At 61.6% G+C, this 13768-nt stretch carries 16 protein-coding genes and 1 pseudogene; 14 read left to right on the plus strand and 3 right to left on the minus strand.

Going from position 1 to position 13768, the window contains the following annotated elements; all coding sequences use genetic code 11:
- The first annotated feature begins 50 nt into the window (after nt 1–50).
- From WX88_RS31025 to WX88_RS24375, 7 genes and pseudogenes are all read left to right on the plus strand, one after another.
- Nucleotides 51–200, plus strand: a complete 150-nt coding sequence (locus WX88_RS31025; protein WP_197076925.1) for a DUF1016 N-terminal domain-containing protein — start codon at nt 51–53, stop codon at nt 198–200.
- Between the two features lie 15 nt (nt 201–215).
- Nucleotides 216–488, plus strand: a pseudogene (locus tag WX88_RS31855) (DUF1016 N-terminal domain-containing protein); the annotation flags it as partial.
- Nucleotides 465–1118, plus strand: a complete 654-nt coding sequence (locus WX88_RS31860) for a PDDEXK nuclease domain-containing protein (RefSeq protein WP_394331763.1) — start codon at nt 465–467, stop codon at nt 1116–1118. The pseudogene WX88_RS31855 and the gene WX88_RS31860, both read left to right, overlap by 24 nt.
- Before the next feature lie 845 nt (nt 1119–1963).
- Nucleotides 1964–2530, plus strand: a complete 567-nt coding sequence (locus tag WX88_RS24360; RefSeq protein WP_046247040.1) for a hypothetical protein — start codon at nt 1964–1966, stop codon at nt 2528–2530.
- Nucleotides 2531–2781: 251 nt separating this feature from the next.
- Nucleotides 2782–4512, plus strand: coding sequence for a T9SS type A sorting domain-containing protein (locus tag WX88_RS24365; protein WP_046247041.1), 1731 nt, complete (start codon nt 2782–2784; stop codon nt 4510–4512).
- 541 nt (nt 4513–5053) lie between these two features.
- Complete coding sequence (locus tag WX88_RS24370) at nt 5054–5596, plus strand: SRPBCC family protein (RefSeq protein WP_197076926.1); 543 nt, start codon at nt 5054–5056, stop codon at nt 5594–5596.
- 8 nt (nt 5597–5604) lie between these two features.
- The gene (locus WX88_RS24375; RefSeq protein ID WP_156176406.1) at nt 5605–6186 is read left to right on the plus strand and encodes a Crp/Fnr family transcriptional regulator; all 582 of its coding nucleotides are present in this window, start codon (nt 5605–5607) and stop codon (nt 6184–6186) included.
- A 38-nt stretch (nt 6187–6224) separates the two neighbouring features.
- Here WX88_RS24375 and WX88_RS24380 read toward each other — a convergent pair whose 3' ends face one another.
- Both WX88_RS24380 and WX88_RS24385 read right to left on the minus strand, forming a co-directional pair.
- Nucleotides 6225–6464 (minus strand): recombinase family protein, encoded by a 240-nt coding sequence (locus WX88_RS24380; protein ID WP_077068283.1) that lies wholly within the window; start codon nt 6462–6464, stop codon nt 6225–6227.
- A gap of 230 nt (nt 6465–6694) precedes the next feature.
- Nucleotides 6695–7813 carry an alpha/beta hydrolase family protein gene (locus tag WX88_RS24385; protein WP_046247043.1) on the minus strand — a complete coding sequence of 373 codons (1119 nt, stop codon included), beginning with the start codon at nt 7811–7813 and terminating at the stop codon, nt 6695–6697.
- 91 nt (nt 7814–7904) lie between these two features.
- On the opposite strand from WX88_RS24385, the gene WX88_RS24390 reads away from it, so the two are divergent.
- Together WX88_RS24390 and WX88_RS24395 are read left to right on the plus strand one after the other, a co-directional pair.
- Nucleotides 7905–8207 (plus strand): transposase, encoded by a 303-nt coding sequence (locus WX88_RS24390; protein ID WP_046247044.1) that lies wholly within the window; start codon nt 7905–7907, stop codon nt 8205–8207.
- Entirely contained in the window at nt 8204–8824 is a 621-nt protein-coding gene (locus tag WX88_RS24395) for an IS3 family transposase (protein ID WP_052733066.1), read from the plus strand. The genes WX88_RS24390 and WX88_RS24395 overlap by 4 nt, the downstream gene beginning before the upstream one ends.
- 232 nt (nt 8825–9056) lie before the next feature.
- Here WX88_RS24395 and WX88_RS24400 read toward each other — a convergent pair whose 3' ends face one another.
- Complete coding sequence (locus WX88_RS24400) at nt 9057–9434, minus strand: winged helix-turn-helix transcriptional regulator (protein ID WP_046247045.1); 378 nt, start codon at nt 9432–9434, stop codon at nt 9057–9059.
- A gap of 137 nt (nt 9435–9571) precedes the next feature.
- On the opposite strand from WX88_RS24400, the gene WX88_RS24405 reads away from it, so the two are divergent.
- The 5 genes from WX88_RS24405 (at nt 9572) to WX88_RS24425 (ending at nt 13465) form a co-directional block, all read left to right on the plus strand.
- Complete coding sequence (locus tag WX88_RS24405) at nt 9572–10447, plus strand: NAD(P)-dependent oxidoreductase (protein WP_046247046.1); 876 nt, start codon at nt 9572–9574, stop codon at nt 10445–10447.
- A gap of 336 nt (nt 10448–10783) precedes the next feature.
- Nucleotides 10784–11137: a YciI family protein gene (locus WX88_RS24410; protein WP_046247047.1), complete on the plus strand. Its 354-nt coding sequence runs from the start codon at nt 10784–10786 to the stop codon at nt 11135–11137.
- Nucleotides 11138–11217: 80 nt separating this feature from the next.
- Nucleotides 11218–12468 (plus strand): RNA polymerase sigma factor, encoded by a 1251-nt coding sequence (locus tag WX88_RS24415; protein ID WP_046247048.1) that lies wholly within the window; start codon nt 11218–11220, stop codon nt 12466–12468.
- Between the two features lie 185 nt (nt 12469–12653).
- Nucleotides 12654–12806: a zinc-binding dehydrogenase gene (locus WX88_RS24420; RefSeq protein ID WP_197076927.1), complete on the plus strand. Its 153-nt coding sequence runs from the start codon at nt 12654–12656 to the stop codon at nt 12804–12806.
- A gap of 35 nt (nt 12807–12841) precedes the next feature.
- Nucleotides 12842–13465 (plus strand): FMN-dependent NADH-azoreductase, encoded by a 624-nt coding sequence (locus WX88_RS24425; protein ID WP_046247050.1) that lies wholly within the window; start codon nt 12842–12844, stop codon nt 13463–13465.
- Nucleotides 13466–13768 lie beyond the last annotated feature (303 nt).

Consider the following 13768-nt stretch of genomic DNA (forward strand, 5'->3'; position numbering starts at 1 on the left):
GATCTGATGGATGCGCACGGCGTGCGCTCACTGCTTCTCCCTGATTGCCCATGAGCTTGGTCCCCGCCGACTATCCCCAGTTTCTGACCGCTATCACGCAGCGCGTCCGCGCGGCCCAGTACCAGGCCCTGCAACTGGTCAACCGCGAGCAGCTGCAGCTCTATTGGGACCTGGGCCGCCTGATCGCCGACCGGCAGTAGCACGCCGGCTGGGGCAAAGGGATTGTCGAAACCCTGGCCCGCGATCTACAGGCCGAATTCGCGGGGCTGAGTGGTTTTTCGGCGTCGAACCTGTGGCGCATGCGCGCCTTTTACTTGGCCTACGCCGACGACGAAGTTCTCGCACCGCTGGTGCGAGAATTAGGCTGGAGCCTGAACGTCGTCATCTTGGAGAAAAGTCAGTCGAGCCAGGAGCGCTTGTTCTACGTCACGCAAGCACGGCAGTACCACTGGACCAAGGCCGCGCTGCTCCAGCAGTTCAAAGCCCACGCGTACCAGAAGACGTTAACGGCCCAGCACAACTTTGAGCAGACCGTGCCCGGCCCGCAGCAGTCATCGGCCGTGCTCGCTCTGAAGGACGAGTACTTGTTTGACTTTCTCGAACTCAGCGTGCCCCACTCCGAATACGAGCTGGAACAGGCCCTGCTGGGCAACGTGCGGCGCTTCCTCAGTGAGATGGGCGGCGATTTCACGTTTGTCGGCAACCAGTACCGGCTGGAACTGGCCGGGCAAGAGTACTTCCTCGATTTGCTGCTCTTTCACCGCGAACTGCAGTGTCTGGTGGCGGTGGAGCTCAAGATTGACGAGTTTCGGCCCGAGTACGCCGGCAAAATGAACTTCTATCTCTCGTTGCTGAACCAGACCGTGCGCAAGGCCCACGAGCAGCCCAGCATCGGCATCATCATCTGCCAGAGCAAAAACCGCACGGTGGTGGAGTTTGCCTTGCGCGACGTGAACAAACCCATCGGCGTGGCCACGTACACCTACACCGACACCTTGCCCAACGAACTGTGGCCCTTCTTCCCCTCGAACGAGGAATTAGTCCGGCGGCTCGACGCTGTGACGGCCGCCCTGCAGGCCCAAGCTGGCGCTAAGCCAGTCATACCGGCGAAAGAGTAGCCTAGCGCGGCCAAAGCCGGTTAAAAGAGCCCTGTACGAAAAACGACTGTTTCTCGTACGTTTTTACTGCCCGCCTTATCCGCCATGAGCATGGCGTTTTGAGGATCCGTTTTCGGGAGGGTTTCTCGAACACTTTTTCAAGCCCTGCGCCGGGTGAATGTTGAAAGCCCAGCTACCAGCTTTTAGGACTAAGCATATTTATTATTGTATTTTATATATTACTATTAAAAAACTTATACTTTACTCTAACGCGTCCCCTTCCAGCTCATGAGGGCACCTGTGGGTCGAAAACCTGCGGGCTACAACGGGTTGTAAAACGGCACCAGAGGCAGCAAAGGCACTTGTCCACTGTTGAGGCGTAAGCCCGGCCCTGCTAGAGGAATCCTGTCTCGAGTTCCAGCATTCTACGCGTGCACTCACTCCCTCATTCTGACGGTTCGCCCCTCGTTTAGCAACGGCTCGGGGCAAATGTGCTTTTCCGGGCCCGGCGCCGCGGCCACTTTTGGGGCATCAACCAAATCCAAAGCTCATGCGCCACTGCTGAAGCTGCCTCATTTTTCCGCTGGTCGCCGCGTCCAGTATCCCAAGTCATTCGGAGCACCGGGCTCAACGTTGGAGCTACCGCGGCGGTACCCTAACAGCCCCTGAGGGCGAGGGCCGCTGCGGATGCCTAACCTGTTCCATGCCCCTGTTTGACGCTCCGTTCCCACTGCCCTGCCGGGTGCCGCGCTGCATCTCCCCTTGTCCATCCCCCAGCAGCTACCGCTGGTCAGCGTCGGCAACCAAGCGCACCGTCATCTGACTGTATCTAACATAAATAGTATTTATTTCCTTTTCCGCATTGTATGAAAAAGTTTCTGTCGCCCCTGTGCGGGCTGTTTTCCATGTTGAGTACGCAGGCGCAAACGCCCACGGCCGCGCCGCCGACCAGCCGCCTATCGGCGGAGGTGAACATCCTCTGGCCCATTTTTCCCGGCAACCTCTACAACGGGAAGGTCCTTTACAACCTGCGGCCCGGCACCGACCGGCCCAGCGCCATGTACCTGGGCTTTAACGTCCGTCCCCAGGAGTTTCGCGAGGACGAAGGCGACTGGTCGAACTGGGAAGCCCTGGTCGGGTATCGGCATTATTTCACCTCGCGCATCAACTTCGATGCCCAAGCGGGGTTTGGGCAGGGTACGCTGAAGAAATCGGTGGTCGATGGGCGTGATTACCAGAGCTTCGACGTCGAGGTGGGCGCGTTTCTGGGCTATAAGCTGCCCCTGGGCGGCAAGCGGGTAAAACCCTATATTAACTTGCAACCGCTGGGCGTGCTGTACGTTGCCTATCAGAGTGAGAAGCACCCCATTGTGGGCCAGTCTTCGGAGAAACCGATCTATGCCGGCGCCGTGCAGTTTGGCCTCCGTTTCTAGCCAGCAGCAGGACAATTGAAAGTGCCCACGCACACAACTCGGCCGTTTTACCCTATTTGTTTAACAACATCCAACCTTGAAATCCGTGCGGTTTTTCGCCCACCCCATCGCCCGCATTCCCCGGGTACTTTTCCTAGCATTAGGATTTCTTAATGCCCCTATTTTATCCTAATCGCCTTCTTTTATTTTTACTCTACAGTACTTTTGCACGGTGGCGTTTCCGTGCCTTCTCATTTACCCCTGCCTCGCTCATGCCCTCCTACTTACGCGCCTCCTCCTTGGCGTTGCTAATCGCACTGCCTTTGCTAGTCCGTTCGGGTGCTCGTGCCCAAGCCCCGGCTTGGCAAACCGCCGTGGCGGTGCCCGCCGGCAACAACACCTCTTCCTCCTCCGTGGCCGCCACGGCGACCGATGCCAGCGGTAATGTGTATGTGACGGGCTTCTTTGCGGGCACCATCAGCCTGGGGAGTACCGCGCTCACCAGTGTGGGCAGTACGGATATTTTCGTAGCCAAATGGAGCCCGGCGACCGGCAGTTTTGTCTGGGCCCAGCGGGCCGGTGGTTCCGGCCCCGATGTGGCAACGGCCCTGGCCATCAACGGCGCGAATGTGTACGTCGCGGGCCAGTTTGAGAGCGGCACTGCCACCTTTGGCAGTGAGGTGCTCACCAACGCCGGCTCAAGAGATGCGTTCGTAACCAAGCTTTCGGATGCAGGCAACAGCGCCGACTTTGTGTGGGCTCAACGGGCTGGCGGCGCCAACAGCGACGTCGCCAGCGCACTCGCCGTGAGCGGAGCGAATGTGTACCTAGCCGGCCATTTCTTTAGCGCGTCCGCCGACTTTGGCAGCACGACTATCGCCACTGTCGGCAGTGCCGATGTGTTTGTGGCCAAACTCACGGATGCGGGCCCGAGTGCCGTTTTCACCTGGGTACAACGAGCCGGTGGTACTAGCTATGACGAAGCGGCGGCTATCGACGTGACGGGGGCCAGCTTGTACGTGACCGGCGCTTTCTCCGGTCCCACGGGTATCTTTGGTAGTATTACCCTGAACGCCAGCACGACCAGCAGTGGTGACACCGATGCCTTCGTGGCCAAACTGACCGACGCGGGAACGACCGGATTCTTTAGCTGGGTACAGCGGGCCGGGGGTGCCGGAGGAAACGATTTTGCAGAAGCGGTGGCAGTGCGCGGCAACAGCGTGTATGTGGCGGGCGAATTCCGCAGCCCCTCAGCCGCTTTTGGGGCCAGCCTTCTTTCCGATGCCGGTATTGGACCTGACGCCGGGGACATGTTCGTGACCAAACTCACGGACGCCGGCTCCTTCCTGTGGGCCCAGCGGGCAGGCGGGGTAGGGGCCGACAAAGCCAATGCCTTAGCCGTTAATGGCTCCGACGTGTATGTGGCGGGTCAATTCAGCAGCCCCTCGGCCGATTTTGGTGCCAGTACCCTCCTGAACACCGGCGGTGACGATAGCTTCGTCGTAAAGCTCGCCGATGCCGGGGCCAGCAGTTCTTTTGCCTGGGCTCAACCGGCCGGCGGCCGCGGCCGCGACGCGGCCCGCGCCATCGCCGTAAGTAGCACGGGGGTGTATGTGGCCGGCGATTTTTCGGGACCTTCTGCGAGCTTTGGGAGCCTTACGCTGTCAAATGGGAATCTTACCGAGGCCCTCGGCTTTGTGGCCGTACTGCCTCTCACGACGCCGCTAGCGACCAGCCAACTTATCCGCATGTCGGGCCTGGCGCTGTGGCCCAACCCGGCACGCGGGCAAGCCCTGCTTCGCCTGCCAGCCCTGCCCGTCGCTGCACCAGTCACGCTTATGTTGACCAACGCGCTGGGGCAGACGCTGCGCACGCAGACCGTGGCCTCTTCGGCCGGCGGCGCCCCACTCAACGTGCCGCTGACCGGCTTGGTACCGGGCCTATACTACTTGCACGTAGCCGCAGGTGACCAGCACGGCAACTGTCCACTCGTGGTTGAATAAAACGGCCGGCAGGTCGAAAGCCTACCACCTCCCCGCGCACCGGCACCTGCCGCGAACTACGGGCTTCTCGCGGCCTTCCTTTTCCCTGTTGTTCCGATTGATAGGATTTTGGGGGCGGTGGGGAGGTATAGGGGTTCTTCTTCCAAAAGGATACTGTTGGCGAATTCGTTTTGCGGTAGAAAGGCTATTTGTGGCGGATCGTTAACTGGTTAAACGAAGTGCTGTTAGCCCAGACACGTCGGGCCGCCTTCGAGCCATCAATGGCTTAAGACCAATTCGCCAACAGTATCCAAACGGGCGGATTTACACGCTAAGCACTCTTGCGTGTGGTTGAGAGATAGGAAAAACGGCTGACGCTGCCTTGTAAAGGTTTTGCCGGCGGTCCCTGGCGCTGCCGTTTTCTAGGATTTGGCTCCCTATACCGGCCATTGGGGGGCGCTTTTTACCAAATGGTAAGTAATCGCGCCCTCGGTCGGGGGAGCTTTGCTTATTCTTTCCCGAATAAGCTATTCCCATGCCGCAGATGCCACCCCTTATTTCCGTGCTGCTTCCCCTCCTCGCCTTGGCCCTATCCGCCGCGGCGCAAGACGCTGCCGCCGTCAAAGGAGTCGCGGCGACCGTGGAGGCGACCGTCCCCCTGCCCCCGGCGCAAGCCTTCCGGCACTTGGTGCCCATCCCGCTGGAGCGTATTTTTCGGGCCGGCTATGGCCTGCCCGCCATCACGGGTACCAGCGTGGTTGCTCCCTGGAACGCGGTGGGGCAGTCGCGGCACGTGTACTTCGAAACGGGCGATTCGGCCCGGGAAACCATCACCCACTACCGGGAGGGCGAATACTTTGCCTACCGGGTCGAGGAGTTTACCCTGGCGGCTAAATACGTGGCCCAGTACGCCGTCGGGGAGTGGTGGTGGCGGCAGGAACAGGGCCGTACCGTGGTGGTGTGGCGCTACACGTTTGTCCCGAAGAATTTCCTAGTGCGGCCCTTTCTGGCCTTCTTTGTGCGCCACCGCTGGCGGCCCTACATGCAGGCGGCGGTGGCGCGCGTGCAGCAGGACGCCGCCGCCCACGCGCAACCCATGCGTTAACCGCTGCTATGCTGCCTCCCGCTTCGCTTGCCCTTTTTCTGCGCCAGATGGCCCCGTTCACGCCCGAGCAGCTGGCCCTGATTGTGGGGGCAGCGGCGGAGTGCGCGTACCGCCCCGGCGAGTACTTCGCCCAGGCCGGGCGGGTGGCCCAGGAGATTGGGTTCGTGGTCAGCGGCGTGTTTCGGGTATGTTACTTCGACCGAGAAGGCCGGGACGTGACCAAGTACTTTCTCGACGAGGCCCACTTCATGGTGGACCTGCAAAGCCAGCAGTACCAGTTGCCCTCCACCGAGTACATTCAAGCCGTGACCGCGGCGCAGGTGCTGGTCTTCAGCGCCCGCGCCTGGGAGAACCTGCGCGCGACCATGGTGGGCTGGGAGGCCATCGAACGCACGCTCATCAGTCGGGCTCTGCTCGAGAAAGTGGGGCGGCGCAGTCCGCTGGTCCACGACGACGCGGCCACCCGCTACCGCCATTTCCTGCGCCAATTTCCCACCCTGGCCAACCGCATTCCGCTAGCGCACCTGGCCTCTTATCTCGGCATCACGCCCCAGTCCCTGAGTCGCATCCGCCGCACTAGTATTGAATGAGTAGCAGCGGCCAACGGGGTAATGGTTTGCTCCCTTGCCTAATCCCCGCCGCTCTTTGTTTTCTGGGCGTAATTGTAGACCGTGCCATAGGCTACGTCTAGCTGCCTGCTGACCTGATTCATGGACAGGCCTTCGCCCAGGAGCTGGGCAATGGCCTCCTGCTTGGCCTGCGCCAGCCGCGGGCGGGCCACGTGCTTGCCTTGGGCTTTGGCCCGGGCCATGCCGGCGCGCACGCGCTGGCTGATGAGGGCGCTCTCAAACTGGGCTAACGAGGCCATGACGTGGAAAATCGGCCTTGGTTAAAAGTTTGGTACAAAAGTTAATCGACCAGAATTTCTACTTCCCACTGGTGCCGGCGTTCTTCCTGCTCTACTAGCTCGGCATCCTTCACCTGCTGTACCTTCTTATGCTTGGTAGGCTTGCCGGCGAGCAGCCAGGCTAGGTACTGGCGTGGTGACAGGCCCAGTTGTCGCGTGGAATCAGCAGCAGATAGCCTGGCTGGTGAGCATCATTTGACGCGCGAGATCTCTTGGTTGGTCAACCAACCCGCCAGTAGCGAAAAATATTCTGGCGCTTCAGGCCGCACCCGCTCCGTCTGGTTAGGGTCCATCTGCGCTCTAGGACTCATCGAAGTTGCCATGTGATGGTCGGCACCCGCGACCACTCGGACGGTGAGATTTGGACGCGATCGGGCGTTTATCCGCGTGACCGAGGTTGCTACGGGCACCACTGGATCATTGGCGCCGAACAAGATCAACGCCGGCACCCGAACGTGGTCGAGCGTGGGCAAGGGATCGTATTCGATCTCCCTGCGCCAGCGCGAGGTCGCCCGGTCGCCCACAGTCTTGCCAAGATAGAGTTGATCGAACCACGGCTTGGTCGCTGCTGCATCGACAAGCGCCTGTGCGACCGCACGATCGCCGGTTCCACGCATGTAGTCATCGACCGCTTGGCGCGCCGCGCGCATCTGCGCGATGTCCGCTTCAGGATAATCGTTGATGCGCAGGTAGCTTTCGGACCGGAACATCATCTGCACGTCAGGTGCGACGATCGGTGCGGCGATCGAGACGACGAAGCGTACGTCGGAACTACGCGTAGCAGCAAGCAGCGAAAGCCAGCCGCCTTGGCTTAGTCCCCAGATGCCGATCCGTTCTGGATCGATCCGCGAATCGGTCTTGAGCATCCGCACCGCCGCGATCGCATCATCGGCAAGTAGTAAATAGTCGCTGTCGCGGAGGCTCCCGCCCGATTGCCCGCTGCCGCGCCTGTCATAGGTCAGCACCGCGATACCGAGGGGCGGCAGCATCTCGATCAGGTGTCGGTAAAGCGGCGCATCGCGCAACGGCTTGGACGCCGTATGCGTTACCACCACAGCGCCTAGTACCTGTCCGCCACGAGGAAGGTAAAGCGTTCCGCTTAGCGTTGCGTTACCGTTGCGGAAGGTTTTGGTCTCGGTCAAAATCCCTGTCGTTGGCGCAGCGGCCCACTGCTGTGCAATCGCCTCCTGTGCGATGGTTGGTGTAGTGACGGCCGCCATCAGCACTATCGCAACAGCCCAGAGAGCGACTCCGATCTTTCTTAAAGGACTGTTGCGAAGCTGGCGAGCTTGGGTTTTCTCAAAATGCATACAAACGGGTCAACAAGGTGGGGCCCCGAAGGTAATGAAGTGAGGTGGTCTAGGTTAGCCGGACAGAAGAAGGACGTATATTTCTTCTGTTATGGTAACAAAATCCAGCGGGACGTCGCCCGACAAACGGCGTAAAGACGACGCGGCGTTCAAGGCGGAAGCCCTGCGCTTGGCCAGCGAGAGCCGCAGCACGCAGGCCGCGGCCCGGCAGCTAGGTATCAGTCCCAAGCTACTCTACCGCTGGCAGCAGGCGCAAGTCGTGGCCGAGGTGGGCAGCGTGGAAGTAGCCCGCGACCCAGAGGTGCGCGCCCTGCGCGCGGCCAACAAGCGGCCGGCGCAGGAGCTCGATATTTTAAAAAAAGCCTTGGTCATCTTCGGCCAGCCGACCCCGTGAGCGTCTATCAGCACATCGCCCAGCGGGCCGGCCAGGTGCCCGTGCGCCAGCTCTGCCAGGTGCTGCGCGTGGCTCCGGCGGCGTACTATGCGTGGCAGCGCCGCCAGCAGGTGCCGACGGTCGAGCCGGCTTGGCAAGTGGCCGTACGCGAGGCGTTTGCCTATCACAGTCAGCGCTACGGCACGCGCCGGCTGCGGGTGGAAGTGCAGGCCGATGGCCACGCCGTGGGGCGCTGGCGCATCCGGCGTGTGCTCAAAGCGCACGGCCTGCGGGCCCAACAGCCCCGCTCGTTTGTGCCCCACACCACCGATTCGGACCCCGCCGTGCGCGCCGCGCCCAACCGCTTGCTCGGCCAGCCGGCCCCCACGGCTGCCAACCGGGTGTGGGTGGGCGACATCACCTACCTGCCCCGCCAGGGTGGCGGCTGGCTTTACTTGGCCGTCTGGCTTGACCGCTGCGCGCGCAAAGTCGTGGGCTGGGACGTGCGCGAGACCATGCTTGAGGATTTGGTCAGCGAGGCGCTGCGGCGCGCCCTGGCCGTGCGCCGGCCCCCCGCTGCTATAAGAAGGCCGAAAAGGAGATTGAAACGAAGGCACAGCTGCCCAGCGAAGCCGTGAGCCGTTAGCAGGGCTGGCTGCCAGATTTTTTCCACTTGACACGAAAGGCCTCTTATGCAAGAGGCCCGCTGGCGCGTAACTTTTAGAAGAAGATTGTTCTACTAAACCAGTCCTTTTTCCCCTGCTCTAGTCACTATTCTTCACCGTGCAGCCCACGCACCGCCTCTACCGGCCCGACAGCTTGCGGCTAACCATCTCTGGTGGCCAGTTGCAAGCGGCCGCCGCCCCAACCTTACCCCCCGTGCGGCTGGGGTTCCACCGGCTTTTGCTTGACCAGCTGCTCGAATTGGGCGAGGTGCTTTTCTCCCCAACGGTCCATACTGGCAATGACGGGCAGCAGCGATTCGCCGAATGGGGTCAGCGAGTATTCCACCTTGGGAGGCAGTTCGGGATAAATTTTCCGCTGCAGGATGCCATGAGATTCCAGCTCGCGCAGCTGCAAATCCAACACCCGGCGGCTAGCGGAGGGAATAGCGCGCTGCAAGGCCGTGGGGCGACGAACTCCTTGGTCAATTAGATAGAGCAGGTATGACTTCCACTTGCCCCCGATGATTTCCATGAGGACGGAGAAGCCACAGTCAAAGCTCTTGGGTATTTTCTTTTCATACATACCCTAAAAATAGGGCAAAGGAAGGCGAGCAGGAAATCTTCGGATATGGAAAAAATTGTCCGTATCCGAAGATTTTGCCCCGTATTGCCGGGCCCTGCGGACCACCGGAGCTTTGCAACCGAACCAACAACAAGTCGATGTCTGCAACAAAACATGTAACGTTTATCGGGCTGGGCTCGATGGGAACGGCCTTGGCCACGCTCCTGCTAAAAGACAACTACCGCGTAACCGTTTGGAACCGCAGCCCCGAAAAGGCCCGGGTTCTGGTGGAGTTGGGCGCGACCCGGCTGGATGACCCAGCTGAGGCCATTCAACGCAGCGATGTAGTCGTGGTGTGCGTCACCAATTACGAGAGCGCCCGCAGCGTCTTGCGCGACACTGGAGTGGAGCAGGCCCTGAGCGGGAAAACGCTGATTCAGCTCAGCACGGGCACCCCGCTGGATGCCACCGAGGACGAAGCCTGGGCGAGGGCCAAGGGCATTGGCTACGTTGACGGAGCCATCATGGTGACGCCCAGCCAAATGGGCTCGGCCGAAGCCGTCATCCTAGCTTCCGCCGAGCCGGAGCTGTTTGCGCAAGTGGAGCCGGTATTGAAAATCCTGGCCCCCAACACCGTTTTCACGGGTGCCAAGGCCAGCGCCGCCTCGGCGCTGGACCTGGCCTTCCTGTCCTATTTCTTCAGTGCCCTGATTGGATTTGCGCATGCTGCTCGCATCTGCGAAGCCGAAGGACTGGACATTCAAGGATTTGGCGCCATGATTCGCGACTGGTCGCCAGCCATCGGCACCATCATGCAGCAGTGCAGCGTGGCCATCGCTGCTGATAAGTACGCGAACACGCAGAGCTCGCTGGAAACCTGCTACCACGGGCTGGAGTTGATTGCCCGGCAAGCCCGGGAAGCGCAGGTTTCCCGGGCATTGCCGGACTTTGCCACGGCTCTGTTCAAGGCCGGCATGAGTCAGGGGCTGGCGAAGGAAGACGGCGCGGCCATCTTCAAGGTGTTAGCGGCTTAGCAACCGGAGTACGGGATGTTGATAAACAAATAGGGAAAAACCTCCGAGTCAGAGGTTTTTCCCTATTTGTTTATCAACATCCTTACTTGCAGGACGTAGCCCACAGGCAAAGCGGCTTACGAGACTTAGTCTTGGTTAAAATTTTGGTCCAAAAGTTAATCGGTGGCCTTGGCAACTGTCGACGCTTACGCATAGCCGTTTTTCAGCCTGTTCTTCCGGTTGACTGAGCGGGCCATAGACCAACTCCTTATTTTTTTCGGCGCCTGTGTCCGATTGGGGAAGGCGAGTTCGTCTTAGACCAAATTTCTCTTCTTTCAACCCTCATATCTTACTCCGATGGACAAATTCATGCTTCTCTACCACAACGCGGCCGATACTGAGGAAGCGTACTGGGCCCTGTCGCCCGAGGCCATGCAGGCCGAGCTGGCGAAGTGGAACACCTGGATTGGCGGCCTCGCGGCGCAGGGCCGGCTGGTGAGCGCTGAGGCCCTGCAGCCCCGGGGCAAGGTGTTGCGCCGCCGGGGCGAGCTGGGTACCGACGGCCCCTTCACCGAGGGCAAGGAAGTGGTCGGCGGCTTTCTGCTGCTGCAAGCGCACGACCTGGACGAAGCCATCCAGCTGGCGCAGGGCTGCCCGGCCTTCGACAACAACGGCGCCGTCGAAGTCCGCCCGTTGGTCAAGTTCGACTAACTTCCTTTTTCGCCCGTGCGGCCACGGCCCGGTCGGCTACCTAGCTGGCCGGGCCATGGTACGTCGCTTGTCGCCTGCCCATGTCATTTGCTTCCGCCGAGCATTTAATCGAGCACCTGTTTCGCCACGAAGCAGGGCGGCTGCACGCCCTGCTGCTGCGCTGGCTGGGCGTGGCCCACTTCGCCGCGGCCGAAGACCTTGTGCAGGATACCTTGGTGGAAGCCCTGACCGCTTGGCGCCTGCACGGCGTGCCCGACAACCCCACCGGCTGGCTGTACCGCGTGGCCCAGCGCAAAACCCTGGACTGGCTACGCCGCGAGCAGCGGCGGGGCCGCATCGGGCAGGCGCTACGCGCGGCCGAGCAGCGCGTGGCCGAAGCCGCGCCGCACTACCTGCCGGAGGAGCTAACCGACAGCCAGCTGCGGATGCTGTTTGTGTGCTGCCACCCGGCGCTGAGCCCGGCGGCGCAGGTCGCCTTGTGCCTGAAAACCCTGGGCGGGTTGAGCGTAGCGGAAATTGCAGCCGCCTTTCTCACCTCGCCCGACACCATCACCAAGCGCCTGTTTCGGGCCAAAGAAACCCTGCGCACCGCCGGCGTATCGTTGGAAGTACCCACCGGCGCCGAGCTGACCCGCCGCCTGGCGGCCGTGTTGCACGCCCTTTACCTGCTCTTCAGCGAAGGCTACGACTCCGAACAGCCCGCCGCGCCCATCCGGCAAGAGCTCTGCGCCGAAGCGTTGCGCCTGGGCCTGCTGCTCACCCGGCAGCCGCGCACCGACGGCCCCGACACCCACGCCCTGCTGGCCCTGTTCTGCCTTCAGGCGGCCCGGCTGCCCGCCCGCACCGACGCGCACGGCCACCTGGTCCTGCTCGAACAGCAGGACCGCCGCCGGTGGAGCCAGCCGCTCATCGCCCGCGGATTGCGCCACCTCGCCCGCGCCGCCGACGCTCCCGCGGCCAGTGCCTACCACCTGCAGGCGGGCATTGCGCTGGAGCACTGCCGGGCCCCGGCCTACGCCGCCACCGACTGGCGGGCCATTCGCCGGCTCTACGACCACCTGCTGGCGTTGCACCCTTCCCCGGTCGTGGCCCTGCACCGGGCTGTGGCCGTCGCCCGCGCCGATGGCACCGCGCGGGGCCTGCAAGCAATGGCGCAAGCCCAGGCGCTGACCGGCAGCTATCTGTACCACGCTGTGCTGGGGGACTTGCACCAGTTGAACGGCGACCCGGCAGCGGCCCGTCACCACCTGACGGAAGCTTTGCACCGCACCACGGGCGCGGCGCGTCAGCAGCTGCTGTGGCGCAAGCTGGAGGGGGTCGGTTTCCCTTAATGCTCATCACCCGCGCTTTGCTGGGCAGCTGTCGACGCTTACGCATAGCCGTTTTTTAGCCTGTTCTACCGGTTGACTGAGCGGGCCGCAGACCTACTCCTTATTTTTTTCGGCGCCCGTGTCCGATGGGGGAAGGCGCGTTCGTCTTTAGCCACGGGGGCGCATACCGGAGGCAGCCGTCGCTCATGCAAAAAGCCTTCGGGGCCTTGTTCGGCGGCGTGGCCAGGGGCCAGCCCCAGGTGCCCCCCGACCACGCCCTGCCGCTGGCGCAAGCCGCCAAAGCCCACCGTCGGCTCGATAGCCGCCAACGCACGGGCAACCGCGTGCTGCTGCCTTAATCCACCAGTAATCACCCCACTTCAACCTTATTTTCATGAACCACTCCCTGTCGCAACCCCTCAACATTCTGCGCCTCGACAGCAGCCCGCGCTATGCGGATAGCGTGTCCCGGCACCTCACCGACCGCCTGCTGGCGCGGCTGCTGGAGGCCTATCCGGATGCCCATGTGACGACCCGCGATTTGGCGGCAGGCGTGCCGCTGCCGACCGAGGGGCACATTAACGGCATTGTGTACGCCGCGCAGAACCCAACGCCCGCCATGCAAGCCGCCACGCAGCTTTCCAACGAGCTGGTAGCCGAACTGCTGGCAGCCGACCTGGTGGTGCTGGGCTTGCCCGTGTACAACTGGACCGTGTCCTCCACGTTCAAAGCATACGTTGACCAGGTCGTCCGCCCCGGCCTGACGTTTGAGTATATCGACGGCGTTCGGCACGGCAAGCTCCGCGCCCGCAGCATTTATATCGTCTTTACAAGTGGTGGCACCGGCCTGGGCAGCGACCAGGATTTCGCCACGCCGTACGCCACGTTTTTGTGGCGTACGCTGGGCATTCAACACGTGCAGTTCATTGAGGCTTCCGGGCTCCTGTTCAACGCGGCGGAAAATACGCAGAAAGCCGAGGGGCAGATTGACCAGCTCGAGTTACCCGTGTTTGCCTGATTTCTCCTGGCCCCCTTGCGCTCCGGCCTTTTGTAATAGCCATGAAGCAGGCTGGTTTTCTCGGGGCAGCAGGGTTTGGAAAAGTTAATCGGACGGTGCCGTTGCCTGTTCCCAGTTGAAGGCGAAGAGGGCTTCGATGGGGTCCTCTCAGGAAACGGAGAATATCGCACGCTAAGGGCTAAAAAAGGGCCGTAGGGGCTAGAATCTGCCCTTAACGTGCGATATTCGGATAGCACTATAGTTGGAAGAGAACTTCCCGCTAAGGACATGTATTATATTTAATACTTGGGTAAGTACTTCTGA

It is taken from the genome of Hymenobacter terrenus (genome assembly GCF_000972495.1).
Lineage (GTDB): Bacteria > Bacteroidota > Bacteroidia > Cytophagales > Hymenobacteraceae > Hymenobacter > Hymenobacter terrenus.

Coding starts and splice junctions, on each gene's coding strand:
- WX88_RS24410 (WP_046247047.1), top strand. CDS start 10,784: ATGGACAAATTCATGCTTCTCTACCACAACGCGGCCGATACTGAGGAA.
- WX88_RS24405 (WP_046247046.1), top strand. CDS start 9,572: ATGTCTGCAACAAAACATGTAACGTTTATCGGGCTGGGCTCGATGGGA.
- WX88_RS31025 (WP_197076925.1), top strand. CDS start 51: ATGAGCTTGGTCCCCGCCGACTATCCCCAGTTTCTGACCGCTATCACG.
- WX88_RS24420 (WP_197076927.1), top strand. CDS start 12,654: ATGCAAAAAGCCTTCGGGGCCTTGTTCGGCGGCGTGGCCAGGGGCCAG.
- WX88_RS24390 (WP_046247044.1), top strand. CDS start 7,905: ATGGTAACAAAATCCAGCGGGACGTCGCCCGACAAACGGCGTAAAGAC.
- WX88_RS24385 (WP_046247043.1), bottom strand. CDS start 7,813: ATGCATTTTGAGAAAACCCAAGCTCGCCAGCTTCGCAACAGTCCTTTA.
- WX88_RS24360 (WP_046247040.1), top strand. CDS start 1,964: ATGAAAAAGTTTCTGTCGCCCCTGTGCGGGCTGTTTTCCATGTTGAGT.
- WX88_RS24365 (WP_046247041.1), top strand. CDS start 2,782: ATGCCCTCCTACTTACGCGCCTCCTCCTTGGCGTTGCTAATCGCACTG.
- WX88_RS24380 (WP_077068283.1), bottom strand. CDS start 6,464: ATGGCCTCGTTAGCCCAGTTTGAGAGCGCCCTCATCAGCCAGCGCGTG.
- WX88_RS24400 (WP_046247045.1), bottom strand. CDS start 9,434: ATGTATGAAAAGAAAATACCCAAGAGCTTTGACTGTGGCTTCTCCGTC.
- WX88_RS24425 (WP_046247050.1), top strand. CDS start 12,842: ATGAACCACTCCCTGTCGCAACCCCTCAACATTCTGCGCCTCGACAGC.
- WX88_RS24375 (WP_156176406.1), top strand. CDS start 5,605: ATGCTGCCTCCCGCTTCGCTTGCCCTTTTTCTGCGCCAGATGGCCCCG.
- WX88_RS24415 (WP_046247048.1), top strand. CDS start 11,218: ATGTCATTTGCTTCCGCCGAGCATTTAATCGAGCACCTGTTTCGCCAC.